The 23,130-nt window shown below is 63.1% G+C and carries 20 protein-coding genes; 7 read left to right on the top strand and 13 right to left on the bottom strand.

Annotated features, from left to right (window positions below):
• The first annotated feature begins 465 nt into the window (after positions 1–465).
• Positions 466–876 (top strand): hypothetical protein, encoded by a 411-nt coding sequence (locus EB233_RS07335; protein ID WP_064990780.1) that lies wholly within the window; start codon positions 466–468, stop codon positions 874–876.
• Positions 877–998: 122 nt separating this feature from the next.
• On the opposite strand, the gene EB233_RS07340 is transcribed toward EB233_RS07335, so the two are convergent.
• Both EB233_RS07340 and EB233_RS07345 read right to left on the bottom strand, forming a co-directional pair.
• Positions 999–3,086, bottom strand: coding sequence for an ATP-binding protein (locus EB233_RS07340; protein ID WP_064990779.1), 2,088 nt, complete (start codon positions 3,084–3,086; stop codon positions 999–1,001).
• 118 nt (positions 3,087–3,204) lie between these two features.
• The gene (locus tag EB233_RS07345) at positions 3,205–3,978 is read right to left on the bottom strand and encodes a response regulator (protein WP_171892215.1); all 774 of its coding nucleotides are present in this window, start codon (positions 3,976–3,978) and stop codon (positions 3,205–3,207) included.
• A gap of 45 nt (positions 3,979–4,023) precedes the next feature.
• Between EB233_RS07345 and EB233_RS07350 the strand changes: the two genes are divergently transcribed.
• Complete coding sequence (locus EB233_RS07350) at positions 4,024–4,725, top strand: response regulator transcription factor (protein ID WP_064990777.1); 702 nt, start codon at positions 4,024–4,026, stop codon at positions 4,723–4,725.
• A gap of 68 nt (positions 4,726–4,793) precedes the next feature.
• Here EB233_RS07350 and EB233_RS07355 read toward each other — a convergent pair whose 3' ends face one another.
• A complete protein-coding gene (locus EB233_RS07355) occupies positions 4,794–4,961 on the bottom strand; it encodes a hypothetical protein (protein WP_081294202.1) in 168 nt (55 codons plus the stop codon).
• A gap of 54 nt (positions 4,962–5,015) precedes the next feature.
• Between EB233_RS07355 and EB233_RS07360 the strand changes: the two genes are divergently transcribed.
• Positions 5,016–5,399 (top strand): hypothetical protein, encoded by a 384-nt coding sequence (locus EB233_RS07360; RefSeq protein ID WP_171892216.1) that lies wholly within the window; start codon positions 5,016–5,018, stop codon positions 5,397–5,399.
• A gap of 277 nt (positions 5,400–5,676) precedes the next feature.
• Complete coding sequence (locus EB233_RS07365; RefSeq protein ID WP_027054284.1) at positions 5,677–6,132, top strand: L,D-transpeptidase; 456 nt, start codon at positions 5,677–5,679, stop codon at positions 6,130–6,132.
• A 232-nt stretch (positions 6,133–6,364) separates the two neighbouring features.
• On the opposite strand, the gene EB233_RS07370 is transcribed toward EB233_RS07365, so the two are convergent.
• Positions 6,365–9,448 carry an efflux RND transporter permease subunit gene (locus EB233_RS07370; RefSeq protein ID WP_064990775.1) on the bottom strand — a complete coding sequence of 1,028 codons (3,084 nt, stop codon included), beginning with the start codon at positions 9,446–9,448 and terminating at the stop codon, positions 6,365–6,367.
• Positions 9,445–10,773, bottom strand: coding sequence for an efflux RND transporter periplasmic adaptor subunit (locus EB233_RS07375; protein ID WP_064990774.1), 1,329 nt, complete (start codon positions 10,771–10,773; stop codon positions 9,445–9,447). Before EB233_RS07375 ends, EB233_RS07370 begins: the two co-directional genes overlap by 4 nt.
• Before the next feature lie 145 nt (positions 10,774–10,918).
• Here EB233_RS07375 and EB233_RS07380 point away from each other — a divergent pair, with 145 nt between their 5' ends.
• Entirely contained in the window at positions 10,919–11,488 is a 570-nt protein-coding gene (locus tag EB233_RS07380) for a TetR/AcrR family transcriptional regulator (RefSeq protein ID WP_064990773.1), read from the top strand.
• Between the two features lie 32 nt (positions 11,489–11,520).
• Here EB233_RS07380 and EB233_RS07385 read toward each other — a convergent pair whose 3' ends face one another.
• The 6 genes from EB233_RS07385 to EB233_RS07410 all read right to left on the bottom strand — a co-directional run bounded on the left by EB233_RS07385 (position 11,521) and on the right by EB233_RS07410 (position 17,584).
• Positions 11,521–12,594, bottom strand: a complete 1,074-nt coding sequence (locus tag EB233_RS07385; RefSeq protein ID WP_064990772.1) for an ABC transporter ATP-binding protein — start codon at positions 12,592–12,594, stop codon at positions 11,521–11,523.
• The gene (locus EB233_RS07390) at positions 12,581–13,519 is read right to left on the bottom strand and encodes a PfkB family carbohydrate kinase (protein ID WP_064990771.1); all 939 of its coding nucleotides are present in this window, start codon (positions 13,517–13,519) and stop codon (positions 12,581–12,583) included. Before EB233_RS07390 ends, EB233_RS07385 begins: the two co-directional genes overlap by 14 nt.
• Entirely contained in the window at positions 13,519–14,541 is a 1,023-nt protein-coding gene (locus EB233_RS07395) for an SIS domain-containing protein (protein ID WP_171892287.1), read from the bottom strand. The genes EB233_RS07390 and EB233_RS07395 overlap by 1 nt, the downstream gene beginning before the upstream one ends.
• Positions 14,538–15,383 (bottom strand): carbohydrate ABC transporter permease, encoded by an 846-nt coding sequence (locus EB233_RS07400; RefSeq protein ID WP_064990770.1) that lies wholly within the window; start codon positions 15,381–15,383, stop codon positions 14,538–14,540. Before EB233_RS07400 ends, EB233_RS07395 begins: the two co-directional genes overlap by 4 nt.
• Positions 15,383–16,267 (bottom strand): carbohydrate ABC transporter permease, encoded by an 885-nt coding sequence (locus EB233_RS07405; RefSeq protein ID WP_027054277.1) that lies wholly within the window; start codon positions 16,265–16,267, stop codon positions 15,383–15,385. Before EB233_RS07405 ends, EB233_RS07400 begins: the two co-directional genes overlap by 1 nt.
• 78 nt (positions 16,268–16,345) lie before the next feature.
• Positions 16,346–17,584, bottom strand: a complete 1,239-nt coding sequence (locus EB233_RS07410) for an extracellular solute-binding protein (protein ID WP_064990825.1) — start codon at positions 17,582–17,584, stop codon at positions 16,346–16,348.
• 221 nt (positions 17,585–17,805) lie between these two features.
• On the opposite strand from EB233_RS07410, the gene EB233_RS07415 reads away from it, so the two are divergent.
• Both EB233_RS07415 and EB233_RS07420 read left to right on the top strand, forming a co-directional pair.
• On the top strand, positions 17,806–19,020 hold the full coding sequence (locus tag EB233_RS07415) for an ROK family transcriptional regulator (RefSeq protein WP_064990769.1): 1,215 nt from the start codon (positions 17,806–17,808) through the stop codon (positions 19,018–19,020).
• Positions 19,021–19,124: 104 nt separating this feature from the next.
• On the top strand, positions 19,125–20,735 hold the full coding sequence (locus EB233_RS07420; protein ID WP_064990768.1) for an inorganic phosphate transporter: 1,611 nt from the start codon (positions 19,125–19,127) through the stop codon (positions 20,733–20,735).
• 422 nt (positions 20,736–21,157) lie between these two features.
• Here EB233_RS07420 and EB233_RS07425 read toward each other — a convergent pair whose 3' ends face one another.
• Positions 21,158–22,318: a patatin-like phospholipase family protein gene (locus tag EB233_RS07425; RefSeq protein WP_064990767.1), complete on the bottom strand. Its 1,161-nt coding sequence runs from the start codon at positions 22,316–22,318 to the stop codon at positions 21,158–21,160.
• On the bottom strand, positions 22,311–23,099 hold the full coding sequence (locus EB233_RS07430; RefSeq protein WP_064990766.1) for an acetoacetate decarboxylase: 789 nt from the start codon (positions 23,097–23,099) through the stop codon (positions 22,311–22,313). The genes EB233_RS07425 and EB233_RS07430 overlap by 8 nt, the downstream gene beginning before the upstream one ends.
• Positions 23,100–23,130: the final 31 nt, after the last annotated feature.

The raw sequence follows: 23,130 nt of genomic DNA on the forward strand, positions 1-23,130 counted from the left end.
ATTCAATAAAATCATATTTTACATTGAAATGCAATGGCTTGTGAAAGATTGGATAAATCTCGTGCGGAGTCTTCGCGTCTTCTCTGGCCGAGTTCGATGCCCCTGCTGCCCGAGAAAATCGCGGAGAATCCGGGTGTTAGGTCGGGTTCTCAAACGCCATTTCAGCGCGATTTCGCCAAGCGCGGAGTTGGAGAACAAGACGCATCCCCGGAGGCAAAAAGCGCCGCCACACTTTGCCCTATCTGCCGTTTGGCAAGCGCCTGGACCGGATCGCTAACGGGATTCTGTCCGAGATTCGCTTGTCTCGGTAACATTGCGAGCGGGTATGCCCGATTTTGCCCGGTTTTGCCCGATAATCCCGTTTCAATTTGGTTACGTAGTCAGAGCTGCGCCACGTTTGTGCTGTTACAAAGTGCGATTAACTTCGTTTAATCATCAAAAAGAAACTCAACGAAGGGGAAGGCAATGTATGCGAAAGTCGAGACCATCAGCAGCGAGCACCGCCTTCAGGCTCCGGAGCGCGCTGACCGTCGCCCGAAGCTGGCCCTGCGCCAGCGCGCCAGCAACCACCCCATGGCAATGTTCATGGCGCTGGCTGCTTGCGCCGTCGGCTGCATGGCGTTCACGCCGACGGTTGGCCCGGCCTTCGCTTCGCTAAATCCGCCGGCCAACGTGGTCGATGGCGCGCCGACGACAATCAAGACCGCCCGCCTGCCGATGCCGGCACTCGATTTCGCCTGCAAGGGGCAGGCCTGGGGTGCCGAGAGCGTCGATTGCCTGCGCGCTATCGCCCAGCAGTCCGGTACCCACAAGGCCCGCGCGATTCGTATGGTCGCCAATGCCGCGCCGCTGACCAACACGCCGAACATTTTTTAGATTTCCGTCGAAGCATCATCCCGAAACCGGTTCCCTTTTCGCGATGATGCTCTGACCTCCCCGAGCGCTCCCTCCAGCGCTCCATTCAGCTCCCGCCGCGCAGTCGGTCGGGAGCTTCTTTTTTATGCTTTCAACGCGGCCTGTTCGGCAATGGTTGAAAGCACGCTGCGCACATCCAGGGTGCTGAACGGCTTCTCCAGGATCTGCGGCCGTTGCGGCGCCGGCAAGGCTTCGATTTCCGCTTTCGCGCCGATCAGGTCACCGGTGACCAGCACGAAACGCCGCGCCAGGTCGGGCCTTTCGACCAGCAGTTCGCGATAGATGGCAATGCCGCTGATGCCGGGCATGCGCAGGTCCGAAAAAACGATGTCAGGCGGCATGTAGCCGCTCAGGGTGGCGGCGTTCGATTCCCAGACGGGCGCGATCCGCGACTTGATGCCCATCAATTCGAGAATATCGGACAGGGAGCCGGCGACGTCGGGCTCGTCGTCGATGATCAGGGCATGACGCAGGCCGCTTGATCGTGGCTGCGCTTCGCCGGCAGCGGCGATGCCGGCCGAGATGGCGGGCAACTGGACGACGAAACGCGCGCCTCTGGGCTGCACCTCCTCGAACCAGACATTGCCATTGTGCCGTTCGATGATCGATTTCGATATCGACAGGCCGATGCCGGTGCCCACACCAACCGGCTTGGTGGTGAAATAGGATTCGAAGATACGGTTGCGGATCGCCTCGGGAATGCCAGGCCCGTTGTCCTCGACCGAGAAGCCTGGATTGTCGCGATCGCTGCGGAACGTCCGCACCTTGATCAGCCGGTCACCGGCAATGCCGGCCAGTGCGTGCTGGCTGTTGATGAGGAAATTGGCTGCCACCTGCGTCACATGATCGGCGTCGGCCATGGCCAGCAGCGGACCCGGCGCGAAATCGGTGTTGATGATGATGCCGCTCGAGCGGGCGCCATAGGCGGTCACCTCGAGCGCGGCGCGGATCACCTGGTTGAGATCGGTCTCGGCCTGTGCCGCGGGATGGAGGCGGACCATGGACAGGAAGCTCTTGACGATGCGGCCGCAACGCTCGGCGGCCGCACGCACCTTCTCGGCGCGGACCTTGGTCTGCGGGTCGGTGGCAAATTCGTGCAACAGGGTCGATTGCGCGACGACAACAGCCAGCGGGTTGTTGAGCTCGTGCGAGACGCCGGCAAGCAACGAGCCCATCGCCGCCATCTTCTCGTTCTGGTGCAGCTTGTCACGCTGCCGGTTGATCTCTTCCTCGGCGCGCAGCCGGTCGCGCAGGTCACGGATTGAGCCGAAGATCAGGCGACGGTCGGCGACCCGCATCTCGGTCGCCGTCAGCTCGATCGGAAACACCTCGCCGGCGGCATTCTGCGTCACGGTCTCGAGCCGCTGGCCGACCATCGGCGCGCCACGGCCCGACATGTAGTCGGCGCCCGAGGAATAACCCTTGCGGTAGTATTCCGGCACGACGGTGTCGAGCAGGTCCTTGCCGAGAATGTCGCCACGCTGGAAGCCGAACATCTTTTCGGCGGCAGGATTGAATTCGATGATCGATCCGGCCTCGTCGATAACGATGATGGCGTCGAGCGAGGCCTGCAACATGGTGCGGCGGATCACTTCGCTGGCATGGGCGTCGGAGGGCGAGTGTTCGATGGCGTCGCCGATGGCGAGCGCGATGATGTGCAGCGTCGCCTCTTCCTCGTCGGTCCATTCGCGTTCGTCGACGCAATCGTTGACGGCGAGCGTGCCCCACAGATGGCCATGCGCGAAGACCGACACCGACAGGAACGACTTGATGTTCTGCTTTTCGAAATCGGTTCTCAGGAACCCTTCGAGATTGCGCGTATGTCCGGCAAAGATCTTGCCTTGCCGCTCGTCCTCGGCCACGCGCTCCAGCAGCGGATCCGAATTGACGATCGACTGCATGATGACGGTCGGCGAGGCCAGTTCGCCGCCGAAGTCAGGATCAATCCAGTAGGCCGCGACCGACTGGGCAAAACCCTGGCCGGGCAGTTCGCGCAAACGAAACAGGATACCGCGCTGGCATTCGATGGCGCGGCATAGCGTTTCCAGTATGCCCTCCATCTCGCGCTGCCAGTCGCCGGCCTCGCGCAGGCGGCGAACGACGCGCACGGCCGCCATAGCAGCGCCTTGCCTGAGCCCCTGCATATCCTTGCTTGCCGTTTCGCCCGTCATTGTCAGCTGTCATTCCAAAGTCATGCCAATTCGGTCCGGCCAATTCGGTCGGGCCACCGACCGGCGCAATTCGATCGGCGAGCAACGGCTGCGAACCTGAACCCTGTGGGCCTGGTGCTCAGTTGCTGTCGCCGGTCGGCAGAGAAAAGATATAGCCTTCGCCGCGCACCGTGCGCAGGAATTTCGGGTTCGCCGGGTCGGTCTCGATCTTCTTTCTCAGCCGCATGATGCGGATGTCGACGGCACGTGACGATTCCGGATCCTCGGTAAAGCCGATCGCTTCCGAGATCGCGGCGCGCGTCAAAAGCCGGTTGGCGCGGGTCAGGAAAACCTCCAGCACGTCGAATTCGCTCTTGGCCATGTCGATCACCGCGCCGTTGACACCAGTGACCATCCTGCCGTCCAGATCGGCCTGGAAGGGGCCGAAGGCGACGGAACGGCGATCCGTCCTGGCTTTACGGTCGGCTGGCTCAGTCGGCTGCGGAACGCGGCGCAGCACGCTGCGGACCCTCGCCAGTACTTCGCGCAGTTCGTATGGCTTGACGATGTAGTCGTCGGCGCCGAGTTCCAGCCCGACAATGCGGTCGAGCGCGGTTCCGGCGGCAGTGGCATAGATGATACCGATCGGCATTTTCGAGCGCAGCCAGCGGCCGAGCGACAGCCCGTCCTCGCCCGGCATGGCTATGTCGAGAATGGCCAGATGGAAAGCCTGGGTCTCGACCAGGCCGCGCGCGGCGGCCGCGCTTTCGGCGGTTGCAACATCAAAGCCGGCGGCGCCGAGATATTCGGCCACCGCGTCCCTCAGGTCGGGCTCGTCCTCGACGATGACAATTCTTGCCCGCACGATGCTTTCGCTCCCACTTTCAGTGGAAAGTAGATTGGGTATAAACATGATGTCCAGCACTCATATCCGGTTGCCAGGGAACGGTTGGGAAATATGGCCACACGAGCCGTCATCGCGCTTGTCTCCGTCGCCGACGTGGTCGCGACCGAACTTGCCGACCATCTCGAGCGGCGTGGCCATGATGTGCGCCAGGCACGGCAGCCCTGGGAGGCGGAATCGCTGCTGGCGGGCGGAGGCATCGATGTCGTCGTCGTCGGCGACAGTCTCAGCCAGGGGGAGGGGCGGGATCTGCTCAGGCGCTATGGCGGCCAAGGCGAAGGCGGCGAGGATGGACCCGATTTCATCCTGATCTGCCGGCCGGCCGATCTGGTCGACAAGGTGCTGGCTCTCGAACTGGGTGCGGCCGACGTTGTCGAAAGTCCGCTCAATGTCCGGGAACTCGCCGCCCGTGTCGGCGGCCTGCTTTCGCGGCGCGGCAGAGGCACCCAGGAACTGATCGTGCTGGAGAACACGACCGTCGATCTGAGATCGGCCATCGTCATGCACCGCTCCGGTGCGGAGGAACAGCTTTCGCCCGGTCAGGTGGCACTGCTCAGGCTGTTCCTGGCCAGCCCGCGCAAGGTGCTGACGCGCGACGACATCATCGCCGCAGCACCCGCCGAGAATGCCGACGCCTTCGATCGCTCGATCGATTCGCGGATCGTGCGGCTGCGCCGCAAGCTCGACACCGAAACCATTACAACCATACGCGGCGCCGGCTACCGGTTCGATCCGCCACGGCAATTCGCTGACTGACGGCAGCGCGCTTGGGTAATCGGTCCGGTTGAGCATCGGGGTTTCCTGCTCGCCGATGCCTCCAGAATTCAGCGTACCACCAGCAGCGACGGACCCGACGGCGTATCGCTGCCCATGACGAGTTCGTTTGCCTGGGCACGCTCCTTGAGGAGTACGGTGGCAAGAGCGGCAAAGCCGAGCAGGCCCTGCGCATAAAGCAGCGCGGAAAGCACCGAGGCCGCGAATTTCGTTTTCATCGTTCCAACTCCCAAAATCAATTTTGAAGCGGGTCGCTTCAGGAAACTCCCGAAGTGCCCGCGCCGCCCACGGAGCCCCCCGCAGCGGCGCGGGCCTTCGGTCCTCTCGGCAGCAAGTTGCCGGAGGGGCCGCGCAATGCCAGCAACCGAAGGCCAACCCGCCAGAGGGCCTTCAACCGGGCGATGCGCAGGCTGGAACCAATCCAGACCGAGGTGGAAAACAGCGCGGCGTGCAGGGTAGAGATTTCGCTCGAACTCATCGCCGCCAGCCGCGGCGCGGGACCGCCGGCAACCGTGCCGACACCGCCGATGACCGCTGCCGCGATACTGATCCTGAAGAGCCAGGACCGCGTGTTCGATTTCGTTCCCTTGGTCGTTGCCGTCTGCTTTCGTTACGTCAACTTTGCTTCCGACCCGTATCTGGATCATGCCGCCTGAAGCCGCGCTTTGTTGCCGATTGGTTTCGAGATTGATCATCGATGTTTCATATGAGGGCAATTCGAACTTTCGTTTCACGAGAAATACCTATGTGCAGTATCTCGTGCCGGTTTTGAGAGTGCGACCTCCACTGCCATCGACCATCGGCATGTTAACCAGAGGAAACAGATTCGAAACATAAACGAGCATTTCGCGAAATCTGTCCGAAACATGCCGCAGCGATAAAGCAGCTCATCAAATGAAGCCGGCCTGACCGGCACAAAGAGGGGACATCATCATGCACACCACAATTTCCGCCACGCTCATCAACATCACCGCCGCGGCGCTCACGGGTGCGGCACTTCTGTTCGGCGCCAACGCCGCGCACGCCGCCAACAAGATCGTGGCGCGGGTCTCGCTTTCACAGCAGGTCATGGAAGTCTCGGTCGATGGGCGGCCGACCTTCGCCTGGAAGGTTTCGACCGGCGACCGGGCGCATGTCACGCCGACCGGTTCGTTCAAGCCGACTCGCATGCATGAGATGTGGTATTCGAAGAAGTACGACAATGCGCCTATGCCGCATTCGGTGTTCTTCAGCGGCGGCTACGCGGTGCACGCCACCTATGCCATCAAGCGCCTCGGTCAGCCGGCTTCGCATGGCTGCGTGCGGCTGCATCCCGACAATGCCGCCGATTTCTACCAGCTGGTCGAGACCTTCGGGCCGGCCAACACCAGCATCGTCATCGTAAAGTAGCAGGCTGTGGGCGGGCCGGCTGACTGCCGCGCCTGTTCAGGACTCCCGCCGGAACAAACCGGCGGTATCGAGCGCAGCCAAAAAAAGAGGCCGGGATTTTTCCGGCCTCTTTTTTGTTCTTCGGTCTTCTAGAGCGGTTCAGCGATTTATGGAATCGTCGAACCGCTCTACTCTTTGTTTTTACGCAATTCCGAACGGAAAACCGTTACACACTTTTCCTGGAATTGCTCTGTCAGTCCGGCAATGCCGGCATCAGCTTCGGATCCGGCTTTTCCGCCAGATGCGGCAGGTCCTTGCTGGCGATGAAGGTGTAGAACATGGGCACGACGAACAGCGTGAACATGGTGCCGACCAGGATGCCGGTGAAGATGACCAGGCCCATCGAATAGCGGGCCGCGGCCCCCGCACCGCTCGACGTGATCAGCGGGACGACGCCAAGTGCCATCGCCGCCGTCGTCATCAGGATCGGCCGCAGGCGCACCTTTGCCGAGGCGATGATGGCGTCGCGCCGCCGCATGCCATGGACCTCGCGTTGCTGGTTGGCGAATTCGACCAGCAGGATGCCGTGCTTGGTGATCAGGCCGATCAGCGTGATCAGACCCACCTGCGTATAGATGTTGAGCGTGCCGAGGCCCAGATTGAGCGGCACGATCGCGCCGAAGATCGACAGCGGCACCGCCATCATGATGATCAGCGGATCGCGGAAGCTTTCAAACTGCGCCGCCAGCACAAGGTAGATGACGATGACGGCCGCTCCGAAAGCGATCAGAATCGTGTTGCCCTGTTCCTTCTCCTGCCGGGACTGGCCCGAATAGTCGATGAAGAAGGTGTCGGGCAGGCTCTCCTTGGCAATGTCCTCGAGGACTTTCAAACCGTCGCCGGTGGTGACCCCGGGCAGCGGCAGCGCGGAGATCGTCGAAGAATTCAGCTGGTTGAACTGTTCGATCGCCGCCGGCGACGCATTGTTCGAAATCTTCACCACGGCCGACAGCGGCACCATCTCGCCCGTCGCGCTGCGGACGAAATATTCGCCGAGCCGTTCGGGGTTGTCGCGGAATTCCTGCGGCACCTGCGGGATGATGTCATAGCTGTTGGAATCGCGGTCGAACTGCGCCACTTCGGCGCCGCCGACCAGCAGCGTCAGCGTCCGGCCGATATCGGCGATCGGCAGGTTGAGTGCGGCGGCGCGGTCGCGATCGATGGTCACGGTCACCTGCGGCGAGTCATAGGACATCGAATTCTGCACGACGATGAAGCGGCCGGAGGCCTGCGCCTTGTTCTTGATCTGCTCGGCCGCCTTATACACTTCCGCCGAATCGCCGGTCGAGCGCACCACCAGGGCGATCGGCAGACCGCCACCGGAGCCCGGCAGCGTCGGCGGCGCGAAGACGAAGGCCTGAACACCCGCCACCTTGGCGATACGAGCCGTGATGTCGGCCTGCAGCTGTTTCGAGTTGCGCTTGCGCTCCGCCCAATCCTTGAAGGCAAAGCCGACGAAGGCGCTGTTTGTCGTGCCGCCGAAGGCGACCGCCGAGAACTGTGCCCGCGTTTCCGGAATATCCTTCACCAGGCCGAGTATCTGGTTCACATAGGTTTCGGTATAGTCCGATGTCGCATAGGTCGGCGCGGTCACCAGCGAGAGCAGGAAGCCCTGGTCTTCTTCAGGCGCCAGTTCGCTGGAGGTCTTGGTGAACATGAAGCCGGTCACGCCGACAAGCGCCAGCACGATGAGCAGCGTCAGCGGGCGATAGTTCAGCGAACCGGTGACGGCGCGCTCGTAAACATGCTCGACCCTTGCGAAGGTGCCGTCGACGATGCGCTGGAAACGGCCGGCATTGCCGGGCTTCAGGAGGCGCGCCGACATCATCGGGGTGATGGTGATGGCGATGACGCCCGACAGCACCACCGAGCCGGCGAGCGTTACCGCGAACTCGCGGAACAGCGCACCGGTCAGGCCGCCGGTGAAGGCCAGCGGCGCGAACACCGCGGCCAGCGTCATGGTCATGGCGACGATGGCCGAGGCGATCTCGCGCATGCCGCTGAACGCGGCTTGCATTGGCGACATGTGGTCTTCTTCCATGTGGCGGTGGATGTTCTCCACCACCACGATGGCGTCGTCGACGACAAGGCCGATCGCCAGCACCATGGCCAGCAGCGACAGAAGGTTGATCGAGTAGCCCACCGCAAACAAAAGGAAGCAGACGCCGATCAGCGACAGCGGAATGGTGATGATCGGCATCATCACCGAACGGAAAGAGCCAAGGAAAAGGAGGATGACCACCACGACGATGGCAACCGCTTCGGCGATGGTCTTGAAGACCTCGTCGATCGAGGCGCTGATCTGTCCGGTGGCATCATAGACGACCTCGATCGTCATGCCCTTCGGCAGCGTTTCCTGGATCTGCGGCACGAGCTTGGTCAGCGCCGCCGCCGTGGTCAGCGGATTGGCCGCCGGGGTCGGGAAGATGGCGAGGAAGGTGCCGGGCTTGCCGTTGAAGGAGACCCGGGTGTCGGTGTTTTCCGCGCCAAGTTCGACGCGGGCAACGTCGCGCAGCCGCACCACATTGCCGTCGGTGGAGCGCAGGGGCAGTTCGGCGAAGGCTTCCGGCGTCTGCAGCGTCGAGCGCACGGTGATCGACGAGACGACATATTCGTTCTGGGTGTTGCCGGGCGCCGACAGGAAATTGGAATTGTTGATTGCCGTCAGCACTTCCGCAGCCGTCACGCCGCGCGCGGCGAGCCTGATCGGATCGATCCAGACGCGCATCGAATATTGCTGAGCACCAAAGATCTGCACGTCGGCGACGCCTTCGACCGTCGACATGCGGGGCCGGATGACGCGCTCGATATACTCGGTCAGCTGCTCCTTGGTCATGTTCGGATTCTGCATCGAGATGTACATCATCGCGAATTGCTGGCCGGTGCCCTTGACGATGACCGGGTCCTTGGCAGCGTCCGGCAAGGTACCGCGCACGCCCTGGACCTTGGACAGCACTTCGGTAAGCGCCACGTCCGGGTTGGAGCCGAGCTTCATCTGCACCGTCACGGTGCTGGAGGACGGGCGGCTGGACGAGGTGACGTAGTCGATGTTCTCGGTCGAGGCGACGGCGCGCGCGATCGGGGCAGAAATGAAGCCCTGGATCAGGTCGGCGCTGGCGCCCGGATAGGCCGTCGTGATGGTGATCGCGGTTTCGTCAACCTTTGGATACTGCCTGATCGACAGGTTGAAGATGCCCTGGAAGCCGAGCAGGAGAATCATGCAGGCAAGGACGGTCGAAAGGACCGGCCGGCGAATGAAGAGATCGGAAAAGCTCATTGCTCGTCGGCCTGCTTGTTTGCCGATTTGGTCGGATCGATCGTGTTGTCGACGTTGACTGACATGCCGTTGAAGAGGCGATTCTGACCCGCGGTGACGACTTCGTCGCCAGCTTTCAGCCCTTCGACGATCTCGACCATGCCCTGATTGCGGCGGCCGGGCTTGACGAAGACCTGCGACAGCACCAGCGCGGGCTTATCGCCTTCCGCCGGCGGCTTGGCCGGATCGGTTGCCGGCTTGGTGGCATCGGCGGCCTTGTCCGCCGGCTTGGCAGCATCGCTGGCAGGCTTCATGGCATCTGCAGCTGGTTTCATGGCGTCAGCCGGCTTGTCGCTGGCCGCGGCAGCGGGCTTTTCTTCCGCCTTGGCCGGCTGGGCAGGTGCCGGTTCGGCTGATTTGGCTGGCTGCACGACGAAGATGTAGTCGCCATAGAGGCTGGTGGTCAGCGCTGTTTGCGGCAGCGACAGGACGTTCTGCTCCTCGGGCAGTTCGACACGTACCTGCACGAACTGGCCAGGGGTCAGCTTGCCTTCAGGATTGGCGACTTCCGCCCTGATGTTCACCAGTCGGCTGGATGGGTCGATCTTGGGGTCGATGCCGTGAATGGCGCCGGCGAACGGCATGTCCGCGCCGCTCAGACCGAGCCGAACCGTCTGACCGATCTTGAGCAGCGGAAGCTGCTGTTCGGGAACCGTGAAGTCGACCCGCATCGTGTCGAGGTCTTGCAGCGTCACCACCGAGGTGCCGGGTGCGATATATTGGCCCAGGTCGATCTTCGGAATGCCGACCGTGCCGGCGAAGGGCGCAGTCAGCTGCTTCTGGTCGAGCACGGCCTGAAGCCTGGTGACCTGGGATGCCGAAGCGGACGCCGCCGCACGCGCGCTGTCAAGCGTCGAGTCGGAGCCGACACCACGTTTGGTCAGTTCGATGGCACGCGTCAGCGATACCTGGTCGAGCGCGGCCTGTGCTTTTTGTGCGTCGAGATCGGCACGTTCGACGGCATCGTCGAGCTGCAGCAGCACCGCATTGGCTGCCACTTTCTCGTTGGCGTGGAAAGGGATCTCCTTGACGATGCCGGCTGTTTCGACCGTCAGGTCGACGCCGCGCACGGCTCGCACCGTACCGATCGCCTCGACGCCCGGCGTCCAGCTCGACGGCTTGGCAATGGTTGTCGACACCGTTGCAGCCGGCGGCTTCATGGTGGCGAAATACTGCTTGATCATGCCTTCGCGGAAGAAGTTGAACCAGACGATGCCGCCAACCACGATGGCGAGCACAGCCAGAACGGCAATGATGAGAAAGAAACGAAGTAGGCGTTTGAACAAGGAAGTCCCCTCAGTCGAAATCCGGCGCTAGGCTCGGACATCGGGACACATATCGACCGCAGGTCCCGATTTCAAATGGTCGCGGCTTTACTGTACCGTCTGGACGGTCTTGTCAATTGGGTCTAAGCTTGCGAAGGGAGGCGCCATGAGAGCCCAACGACCTAACTCGCGCGAGAAAATTCTCGCCGCAGCGGCTGATGTCGCCCGGGAATCCGGGCCTGGCAGCCTGTCGCTGGACGCGGTGGCCAGCCGCGCCGGCGTCTCGAAGGGCGGGCTGCTCTACAATTTCCCGACCAAGGCCAAGCTGATGCAAGGGCTGGTCGAGGGCTATCTGCGCGATTTCGAGCATGCGCTGGAAACCGCCAACGGCAATGACAGCGGCGGAAACCCGCTCGCTGTCTATATCAAACTGTCGGCCAACGATTGCGAGGAAAAGCAGCCCTCGGCCTCCTGGATATTTTCGGCGATCGCCGAGGATCCCGATTTCATGACGCCGATAAAGACATTCAAGCAGCAGCTTTTCGAACGGCTTAAGGGCGAGACATCAGACCTCAAATCGCTGCTGGTCTGCTATGTCGCCATAGAGGGATTGCGCAGCATGAATCTTTTCGATTCCGGCGTGCTGTCGAAGCACGAACGGGAACTGCTGGTGGCGTCCTTGCTGGAGATCGCCGGATCACCCGATGCGGAGCAAGCCTCCGGGATGCAATCCTGAAGGCTTTCAGCCGGTAGAAACCGGCTTCAGGCTCAAAAAGCCTTACCCGTGTCAGGGTCAAAGAGCCGCATGGCGTCCTCGCCAAAGGCAAAGATGCTTGCCTGGCCTTTCGAGACACGGGCAGCCGGAGGCAAGCAGGCAGTCAGTCGCTGCGTGCCGACCCGCGCGGTTGCGACCAGTTCGGGACCGGTCAGTTCGACGACCTCTATTTCCACCGGCAGTGACGGTTCGGCAGCGCCCGCCGCGACGCGCAACGCCTCGGGTCTTATGCCGACCACGACACGTGCGCCGTTCCCAATCGCTTGGCTGAAACGGGCAGGCAAGGGCAGCCACGCGGGAGAACCATCGATTGCCAGCGTGCCGCGCTCGACGGTGGATTGCAGCATGTTCATCGATGGCGCGCCGACGAAGCCGGCGACGTAGAGCGTCGCCGGTTCGTTGTAGATCTCTTCCGGCGTGCCGAGTTGCTCGATCCTGCCGTCGCGCATGACCGCGATGCGTGTCGCCAGCGTCATCGCCTCGATCTGGTCGTGGGTGACATAGACGACGGTGGTCTGCAGCATCTGGTGCAGGCGCTTCAACTCGGTGCGCATTTCCAGGCGCAGCTTGGCGTCGAGGTTGGACAGCGGCTCGTCGAAGAGGAAGACCTGCGGCTTGCGCACCAGCGCCCTGCCGATGGCGACGCGCTGGCGCTGGCCGCCGGAAAGCTGGCTCGGCTTGCGGTCGAGCAGGGCTTCGATCTGCAGCAGTCTTGCCGCCTCGTTCACCGCCTTTTCGCGGTCGTCGGCGGCGACGCCGCGCATCTCCAGGCCGAAGCCGATGTTGCGGCGGACCGTCAGGTTCGGATAGAGCGCGTAGGACTGGAAGACCATGGCGATGTCGCGGTTCTTGGGGTGGACGCCAAGGATCGAGCGACCGCCGATCAGCACATCGCCGCTCGTCGCTTCGGCGAGGCCGGCGATGATGTTGAGAAGCGTCGACTTTCCGCAGCCTGACGAGCCGAGCAGCACCAGGAACTCGCCACTCTGCAGCGCGATGTCGATACCTTTCAGCGTTTCGACGCTGCCGTAGTTCTTGCGGACGTTACGGATTTCAAGCGTGCTCATGCGTGGATCCCTCGAACTGCATCGGCCCGCCATAGTTGCGAGGCAGAGTGGAAATGGCGCGCGAGGCGACATGCGTCGCGGCGGACAGGCAGGCGGACAGCGGTTGTTCGTGGGCGAAGGCGGCGAGGAAGGCGGCGTTGAAGACGTCGCCGGCGCCGATCGTGTCGACGACGCGGACATCCGGCGCTACCGCTTGGACCAGCGCTCCATCCGGACCGATGGCGATGGCCCCTCGCGGTCCACGCTTGACGACGAAGGCGGCGCCCTGCCGCATGCTGGATCGGATATCGCGCGCGGCCTGCTGTGGGCTTGGCGTTCCCGCCAGGGTTACGGTCTCAACTTCGTTGAACAGCGCCAGCGCGCAGCGCGAGAGCCACGTGCGGGTCGCGGCGCAGTTGGCTTCGGTCCAGCCATCGATAGGCCAGCCGGTGTCAAGCGCCACGGCGATGCCGTGGCGGTCAGCCCAGTTGAAAAAACCGTCGTAATCGCGGGTAAGATCGTCGGTCAGGAAGGAGCCGCACAACAGCGCGTAGCCGCCAGAGAGCGCATTGCCATCGAGGACGGCCAAGACATCGGCAAGGCTGAAGCGCGGCAGGTGGCCGCGCGTGGTGAAGAAGGTCCGCTCGCCATCAGGGTGGGTCATGCCGACGGACAGAGTCGTACCTTCGGGCCGGACCGGCCATGGCGCGGCGCGGCTGCCGAACGCCTCGCGCAGCCAGTGGCCGAACTGGTCGTCGCCGACATTGGCGGCGATCTTGAAATCAACGCCCAGCGCCTGCCAGGCAAGTCCAGTATTTCCGGCCTGTCCGCCAACGCGCAATTCGTCATGGTCGACGACGGTTTCCGTGCCCGCCTTCGGCCATGGCGCGACCGGGCCGACGATCAGGTCGACATTGACGTTGCCGATCACCGCAAGCGGACGCATCACTCGCTCCTGGTGATCTTGGTGGAGCGGACGGGCGTGCCGGCATTGTCGACGCGGCTGTCAGCGAAGGCGATCATCAGGCGCTGTGCCACCGGCAGCATGGCGAAGACCGCGGCGAGGCCCGTGGCCAATTTGAACCGGAGCGTGACGGCGCCCGCGACCGGCGGTTGCCCCGAGGCGTCGAAGACGATGAGTGGTGCGCCGGCCTCGACCACCGAGGTGGCCATGGCGGTCACCAGTTCCGCCGTCGGGTCGTTGCCGCGAAACAGGATGACGCCGATCTTCGGGCCGAGCATCTCCATCGGGCCGTGCCGCAACTGGCCGCCTTCTAGCGAGAAACAGGGCAGCCGTGACAGTTCGGTTAGGCCGAGCGCCAGCGCCTCGGCGACGCCCTGCAGCCGGCGGCCGGAGGTGACGATGGTCGTCACCTTTTCTAGCACTGCCAGCGCCTGTGTAATGTCGTTATCTGGTGGCTGGTCCAATGCGCCGAGCGCGGCGGTCGGTTCTTCACCCAACGCTGCCAGGATGGCCAGGTGCAAGGCGAAGGTCACGGTCAGGCTGCGGGTGGCGGCGAAGGCCAGTTCGGTGCCGCCGGCGCCGACCAGGCAGGGTGCTGCGCGAGCGAGGAAAGAGCCGCCTTCGAGCGTCAGGCCGAAAACATCGGCGGCGCTGCCGGCTTCGGAAAACCATCTGACGACCTCGGCGCTCTCGCCGGATTGCGAGGTGACCAGCACCGTCTTGCCGTTGAGCGGCAGCGGCTGGCCGAGCTGTTCGGACAGCGGCATGGCCAGCGCATCGATGGCAAGCGCGCGATAGAGCGGCTCGACAGCCCGGCCGACCGCATGCGAGCCGCCCATGCCGAGCAGCAGCAGGCGGCCGGTCTTCCTGATCGAAGAGGCGACTTCTTGCGCCTTGGCAGCGTTGTTCTCGAACGAGGCACGCGCGTCCGCTTGCTGGCGTGCCATTTCGCGATCGATGGCGACCAGTCCGGCCGGTCGAATTTTTGTGGCAGTCATCATTATCCTTTCACACCGCCGCTGGTCAGGCCCGAAATCAGCGCGCGCTGCATGACCAGGCCGATCAGCACTGGCGGCAAGGCGGCCAGTACGCCGGCGGTGGCTATCAGCCCATAGTCGGAAACACGGCCGCCGGCCAAATCGGCGATGGCGACAGTCAACGTCTTGGCGCGCTGGTCGGAGGTAAACAGCAGCGCATAGAAGAATTCGTCCCAGGCGAGTAGCACGGCAAACAGCGCCGACGTCGCCATCACAGGTGCCGCAAGCGGCAACGTGATGATGCGCAAGGTCTGGAACAGGCCGGCGCCATCGATCATCGCCGCCGCTTCGATCTCGCGTGGAATGGAATCGAAGCCCGACTTCATCAGCCAGGTGGTGAAGGGCGCCAAGATGGTCAAATAGACCAACGCCAGGCCGAAGACATTGTTGAGCAGGCCGAGATGCGACAAGCCCATATAGAGCGGCACGGCGAGCGCCACCGGCGGCAGCATGTAGGTGGCGATGACCATGGACAGAGACCAGCCGATCGCCGGCGTACGCGACACCGCCCAGCCGGCGGGGATCGCCAGAGCGAGTGCCGCCAGCGTCGCCATGCCTGCTATCTCCAGGCTGTTGCGCAGCGACGAGGTGAAGGCGGCGCCGGCGCTGTTTTCGGCGGTCGACAACAATGTCTGGTAGCGGGAAAAATCGGCGGTTTGCGGCCACCAGCGCAGCGGCTTGGCGGCGAGGTCGGCGGCCGGCGAAATGCTCATGATGAACAGCCAGGCGATGGGCGCCAGGATGATGGCGGCCAGCAGCAGCGCGCTGGCGTAGATGAGGACCGTAAAGGTGGTACTCCTGCGTTCCATCAGGCAGCGCTCCCGGCGGTCTTCCTGACCAATGCCGCGTAGGCAACGGCGAGCACGGTGACCAGCAGGGTAACGATCAGCGCCAGCGATGCGCCGGAGCCGGCGCGCTGGAAGGAGAAGGCCTCCTGGTAGACGAGGATCGACAGCGTGCGCGTGCTGTTGGCGGGGCCGCCGCGGGTCATCACCCAGATGATGTCGAAGACCTTGAAGGCCTCGATGGTGCGCAACACCAGCGCCACCATCAGCGGGCCGGCAAGATAGGGCAAGATGACGAAGCGGAAGCGGTTGAAGGCTCCCGCACCATCGACCAGCGAGGCGGCGGTGATGTCGCGCGGCACCGCCTGCAGGGCCGCCAGCGCAATCAGCGCCACCAGCGGAAAATTCTTCCAGCAGTCGGCGACGATCAGGGCCGCCAGCGCCGTGCCGGGCTCGCCCAGCCATGAGCGGTAGGCGTCGATGAGATGCAGTTGCGTCAAGGCAGCGTTCAGCGCGCCATATTCGGGATTGTAGATCAGCCGCCACAGGGTGGCGTTGACCACCGTCGGCAAGGCCCAGGGCAGGATCATTAAAGCGCGCAGGACGGCGCGGCCGTGGAACTGCTGATTGAGAAGCAAAGCGGCGAGTACGCCAATCACCATTTCGGCGGCAACCGAAATGACCGCGAACAGCGTCGTGGTGATCAGCGTGCGCGAAAAGTTCGAGCTCGACAGCATGTTGGTGTAATTGTCGAAGCCGACGTAATTGCCGCCGGTGCCGACCAGCTTGGCGTCGGTGAAAGAAAGGTTGACCGTATCGACCAGCGGCCAGCCGATCACAGCGACCATGACCACGAGCAAAGGCAGCATCAGCAACCAGGCGCGAGTCGTCATCCAGGTGCCCGACATCAGAGCAGCCTCTCTTCCATGATGGTTCAGACATAGCACGGGCGGCAAAAAGCCGCCCGTACAGAGGATCAGACTAGCTTAGAGGCCGCTGTTTTTGGCAGCCGTGTTCAAGGCATCCTCGGGCGACGACTGGCCGAGCAGCGATTCCTGGATCGCCTGCTGCAGCGCGGTCGACAGTTCCTGATATTTCGGCGTGGTCGGACGCGGATACATGGCGGCCAGGCCGAGCTTGGCGGCAGCGATCAGTTCTTCCTGACCCTTGGTGACGGCCGGGTCGTCGTAGGAGGAGGCCCAGATCGGCAGCGAGAGCTTGGCATACTGGTTCTGCGTCGCCTGCGAGGTCATGTATTCGATGTATTTCCAGGCTTCGTCCGGATGTTTCGAGACCGCGGTGACGCCGAGGCCCATCGAACCGTTGACGGCCGACACCTCGCTTATGCCGGTGACGCCCGGCGCCGGCACGACGCCGACCTTGCCCGACACTTTCGAGTCCTTCGGGTCGTTGGCCATGTTGTACATGTAGGTCCAGTTGAGCGCGAAGGCGGCGTCACCGTTTTCGAAGACCTTGCGCACGTCCTCTTCCAGGAATTCCTTGGAATTCGGGTTGGTGAGGCCAGACTTGTAGCTGTCGACCATGTATTTCAGCGCCGAGAGGCCGCCGCCGTTCTGGAAGTCCGGCTTGCCGTCCTTGAGGAAGTCGCCACCATAGGCGCTGACCAGCGTGGTGTAGTCGCAGATCGCCGCTTCGGCCTGCGACCAGCTCCAGGCGATCGGCGTCTTCAGCAGGCCCTTGTCCTGGATCATCTTGGCCTGTGCGCCGAGTTCTTCCCAGGTCTTCGGTGGCGTCTTGATGCCAGCCTTTTCCAGGATCTCCTTGTTGTAGAAGAGATATTTTGTGTCGAGGATCCACGGCATGCCATAGTACTTGCCGTCATACTGGACCGTGGTCCAGGCGCCGGGCAGCACGCCCTTCTTCATGTCGTCGGTGATCTTCGACGACACGTCGACGAGCACCTTGTTGGTGGCGTATTCGGCCGGCCAGATGACGTCGAACAACACGACGTCGTAGCCGCCGCCCGACCCTTGCGCGAGCACCGTCTTGTCGTGCAGGCCTTCATAAGGGACGAATTCGAGATTGACCTTGACGTCCGGATTGGCCTTTGTGAAGGCGTCCGTCATGGCGCGCACGTCGGCTTCGCTGTAGGCAGCCTGCGCCATGAACAGAGCGTTGAGCGTCGTTTCGGCGAAAGCGTGAGGGACGAGCAGTCCTCCGGCGAAGACCGCGCCGACCAGTGTCTTGGTGATTGTCCTAAGCATCTTCATCTCCCATTTCTGGCGTTGACGGGCTGGCGATGCTGATATTTCGCAGCGTCTTCCCGGATCCATGTCGCATGACCTGATGGTTACCCGGCCGACCGGTGGCGACAGGCGAAGGGCCTTTGCCATCTTGTTTTTGAGGTGGTCGGTTCGCATTAAGTCAACTCGCTTGACTTAATTAGTCGATCAATATTCTAATGGAGTCAAGAGGGGAAACGCCGGTGGACGACATCAGCCCGATCCGCGCCAAAAGCGGCACCAATCAGGAAGGCACCAGCGCGCACAACCGCCGGGTCATGATCGAGGCGCTGCGCCTAAACGGCGCCCTGTCGCGGGCCGATCTGGCGCGGGCGACGCAGCTCACCAAGCAGGCGGTCTCCAACATCATCGAGGACCTGGAAAGCGACGGCCTGGTCGTCGCGCTCGATGCAGTGCGCAAGGGCCGGGGGCAACCCTCGACGCCGTACCGGCTAGTGCCCGAAGGCGCCTTCGCCATCGGCCTGCATATCGACCGCCACCTGACGCGCGCCGTCGCCGTCGACCTGATGGGCAGCGTGCTGGCGCGGGCCGAGGCTAACCTGCCTTTCGACGAGCCGTCGAAAGGCGTCGAGATCATCCTCGAGCTGATCGCTGGTGTCCGCCGTGACCTGGCCGGCATTTCGGCCCAGTCGGAAAAACGGTTGGTCGGTCTCGGCGTTGCCATGCCCGGCCCTTTCGGCCTGAAGGATTCCGACGACAAATGGATGATGCCGGCCTGGCAGAAATTCCCTCTGCTGGAGACACTGGCCAAAGGCACGGGACTGAATGTCGGGCTGCAGAACGATGCCGCCGCCTGCGCCACGGCGGAGCGCATCGTCGGTGCCGCACACGGCGTCGACCACGCGGTCTGCCTTTATGTCGGCTACGGCATCGGCGCCGGACTGATCCTGAACGGCGATCTCTACAGCGGCAGCAACGGCAATGCCGGTGAAATCGGCATGGCGCTGCTGGCGCCGGCCGGCCCCGGCTCGACGCCGCTCGAGCACCGCGCCTCGCTGGCCTCGCTCTACCAGCATCTCGGCCTCAACCCGGCGGACAGCGATATCTATGAACAGATGAACGCCCTGGTACTTGCCGAGGACGCGAAGATGATGGCCTGGATTGAAGGGGCAGCTCACGATCTGCGCTGGAGCGTGCATCTCATCGAGACGATCTTCGACCCGCAGACCGTGATCCTGACCAGCGGTGCGCCGGAAGCGCTGGCGCGCCGGCTCGTCGAGGCGATGCAACCGCTGCTGCCGTCGATCGCCGACAGGCCAGGGAGGATGCTGCCGCGCCTGCAACTCGGCACCACGGATCCCTGGTCGATCGCGCTGGGCGCAGCGGCGGCGCCGATCAGCCGTGCCTTCGATCCTTTGTTCTCGGCAATCCTGAAGACAAGCTCCGCTCCGGTCTAGGAGCGTCGAAGGACCGGAGTCCCGGCCCTCGGCGTCACACAGGGTTCATCGTCCAGACATAGCGTCCCTCCCGGTTCTTTGCTGCAATGCAATAGGAGTGGGACATGGTGGACATAGTTTCTAGTGAGGCGGGTATCCCGAGACCGGATCATCCGCTGGATAGTTCGGGCAGCGCCAAATGGTTCCTGCCGGCCTTCGGCGTGCTGGTGCTGGTCGGCGTGGTCTATGTCGGTTACGCGCTGAGCCAGGATTTGGCAGTGGCCAAGACCGTGCCGTGGATCCTGCTCGGCATCGCCCTGCTGATCGCGCTCGGCTTCGAATTCGTCAACGGGTTCCACGACACCGCCAATGCGGTGGCGACGGTCATCTACACGCGCTCGCTGCCGGCGGAATTCGCCGTCATGTGGTCCGGCGCCTTCAATTTCCTCGGTGTCCTCACCTCCAGCGGCGCGGTCGCCTTCGGCATCCTGTCGCTGCTGCCGGTGGAACTGATCCTGCAGGTCGGCTCCTCCTCCGGCTTTGCCATGGTGTTCGCGCTGCTCGTTGCCGCCATCCTGTGGAACCTCGGTACCTGGTTCCTCGGCCTGCCGGCGTCGAGTTCGCACACGATGGTCGGCTCGATCATCGGTGTCGGCCTCGCCAACCAGTTCATGGCTCCGGCCGGCAGCGCCACCAGCGGTGTCGACTGGTCGCAGGCGACCAATGTCGGCGTGACCTTGCTGGTGTCGCCGATCATCGGCTTCTTCGCCGCCGCGATCCTGCTCTATGCAATGAAGCTTCTGGTGCGCAATCCGGCGCTTTACGAAGCGCCGAAAGGCAACGCCCCGCCGCCCTGGTGGATCCGCGCGCTGCTGATCTTCACCTGCACCGGCGTCAGCTTCGCGCATGGCTCCAATGACGGGCAGAAGGGCATGGGCCTGATCATGCTGATCCTGATCGGCGTCGTGCCGACGGCCTATGCGCTGAACCGTACGCCCGACATCAACTATCTCGATGCCTACAAGGCGGCCTCGGTCAGCGTCGAGACCGCGTTGGGCAAATATGCGAAGCCCGGTGTCACCGTCGCCGATGCCAAGGCCGCCAAGGTAGCCGTTCAGGATGCCGTTCGCACCCGGACCTGGAGCGACCAGACGACCGTCGCGCTGCAGACCTACATCCACAATACAACCGCTTCGCTGCAGCCTTACGCCTCGGTCGACAATGTGCCGACCGACCTGGTCAGCAACGCCCGCAACGACATCTACCTGATCGGCGAGGCGCTCAAGCTGATCGACAAGAAGCAGCTGCTGCCGATGCAAGCCGCCGATCTCAAGGCGGTCACCGACTATCACAAGGCCGTCGACAACGCGACGAAGTTCATCCCGATCTGGGTGAAGGTCGCGGTGGCGCTGGCGCTTGGTCTCGGCACCATGGTCGGCTGGAAACGCATCGTCGTCACCGTCGGCGAGAAGATCGGCAAGAGCCATCTGACCTATGGCCAGGGTGCGGCGGCCGAGCTCGTGGCGATGGTGACCATCGGCATGGCCGACCGGCTCGGCCTGCCGGTGTCGACAACCCATGTGCTGTCGTCGGGCGTTGCCGGAACGATGGCCGCCAACGGCTCCGGCCTGCAATGGTCGACGGTCCGCAACCTGCTGCTGGCCTGGGTGTTGACCCTGCCATGCTCGATCGCGCTGGCCTTCGTGCTGTTCATCGTCTTCCGTCAGGTGTTCTGAACGGGGCGTAAGAGACTTCAAAAAAAGGCAGCGCCGGCGATCGGCGCTGCCTTTTTCTTTGAGGGGAAGAGGCACCCGCGTTTGTATTGACGTTGAATATGCCTACGAGACTGGCGCGAAACGCCCAACGCTTCGTCATCCTCGGGCGGAGCAAGGAGCGCAGCGACGCGGCGCAGACCCGAGGATCCATGCCGGGACTCTGGAGCGCCGCCACGGTCCAGAATTCTGCTCCGCAGCACCCCCCAGCAAGGTCACGGAATGGATCCCAGGGTCTCCGCGACGCCGCTTCGCGGCTGCTTCGCCCAGGGATGACGAAGTTTGGAGGCTTCAGCCAATCTCGAACTTTGGCGACGGCCGCTCGACACGAGCAGCGCAATCCCGGTCAGGAAGGAAACCTTCGAGAGCCTTCAGCCTGCGCAGTCTCAGGTCGGATCCTCGCGGTGCAGATCGTGGATGGCAACGCCATCGACATTGGTCGGCATCGTCAGCCATTTGCGGTGACGCAAGGTGCGCTGGGTGTCTTCCAGGCCCGTCTCCCAATGCTCGCGCATCGAGGTGCCGGAGAACTCATAGTCCTTGGCGTGACCCTCATAACCCTTGTGCTGGTAGATGAGGTGCACGATGTTGACGATGCCGGCATCCGAATAGTCCGCGATCAGCGCTTCTTCCGCCGGCGTCAGCTGCTCCTTGGGAACGCGCTTGAGCGCATCGAGCAGGCGCATCTTCAGGCCGTGGATGCGCTTGAAATTGTCGGTGTTCTGGCGCGTGCGGCTGGAATACATGATGTCCTTGTGGCGAGACAGCACGTCCGGCATGCTGCGCGGCAGCACACCGCGGGCGCTGAACAGGTCGACCTGGAACACCAGGGACGAGCGGTCCTCTTCCTGGTCGAGCAGATATTGCAGCGGCGTGTTGGAGACGATGCCGCCGTCCCAGTAATATTCGCCCTCGATGCGGACCGACGGGAAGGCTGGCGGCAGCGCGCCGCTGGCCATGATGTGCTCCGGTCCGATGCGCACCTTCTCTGTATCGAAATAGACGAAGTTGCCGGTGCGGACATTGACCGCGCCGACGCTCAGCCGCTTCTTGCCGTCGTTCAGCACATCGAAGTCGATGAGGCTCTCCAGCGTGTCCTTCAATTCGGCGGTATCGTAGAAGCTGGTCGCACCCTCGGCGCCCTGCGGCTCGAACCAGGGGTTGGGGTTTCGCGGCTTGAAGAAGCCGGGCTGGCCCATGGTCATCGCCATCCAGGACGAGGTTCGGTTGCGGATGTCGCGGTAGATGTCGCCTTCCGGCGTGTAGGACCAGATCTTGCGACCCGAAATGGTCTGCCAGAACTGTTCGAGCCGCTGCAGGCGGCGGCTCGGCTCATTGCCGGCGATGATCGAGGCATTGATGGCGCCGATCGAGACGCCGGACAGCCAGCTCGGCTCGCAGCCGGCATCGGCCAGCGCCTGGTAGACGCCGGCCTGATAGGCGCCGAGCGCGCCGCCACCCTGGAACACCAGAGCGATGCGGTCGTATTGCGCCGAGATTTCCGCGATGGTGGCGGCGGCTTCCTTGTTTCGGCTACGTTCAAGCACGAATTTTCTCCGGCTGGGTTGTGCTGGTTGCGAGCCGGCTGTGATCACCGAGGTAGTCGTGGACGACCTCGCCCAACCCAAGCGTCAGGTCGGCCTTGAAGTGGACGGCGGAGACGATGTCGAGCACCGGCAGCTTGGCCACGTCGGCCATGACGTGAGGCCGCAGATCAAGCGCGGCCGGCGCCGTCCAGGCTTCCTTCAGGGTGATGTCGGTGAGGTAGTAGCGCACCAACTCGCAGATACGAGGCGTGCCGTCGACATGCGGGATGATCTTGATCAGGAAGTTGGGAGCGGCGAGCGCGGCGAGCACGGAATCATGATCGGCTTCCCGATGCTTGTAGCCCATCGTGCCGGTGGCGCACAGAACGCTGCCATAATGCAGCGTGCCGACGATCACCTCGCCTTCATGGACGATCTTGGGGCTGGCCAGCTTCTTGGGAAACCCCCACAGTTCGCGGCCGCCGGCTATCGGCGCGTCGTCGTCGAGATACATCGAATGGACGTAGCCGCCATGCTGGCCCTTGTATTTCACCGGGATGACCTGGCCGGTCTCGGTGTAGTCGCCGAAGCCTGTGGAGTCCGGCATGCGGATGAATTCGTACTTGACCAGCGGCTCGTCGATTTCCAGCGGCGCCGGCACCACGGCCTCGAGCGCCTCGCGCGTCGTGCGATAGGTGATGATGATGTATTCGCGATCGAAGAAGCGATAGGGACCGGGTGGGAAGGACGGATTGGTCAGCGGCATCGCATAGGCGCGCTTCACGACATCGGCGATTTCCAAGCTGCACCCCCAAGGTTCTGTCAGGCAGAGT

Source organism: Mesorhizobium erdmanii, assembly GCF_013170725.1.
GTDB lineage: Bacteria > Pseudomonadota > Alphaproteobacteria > Rhizobiales > Rhizobiaceae > Mesorhizobium > Mesorhizobium erdmanii.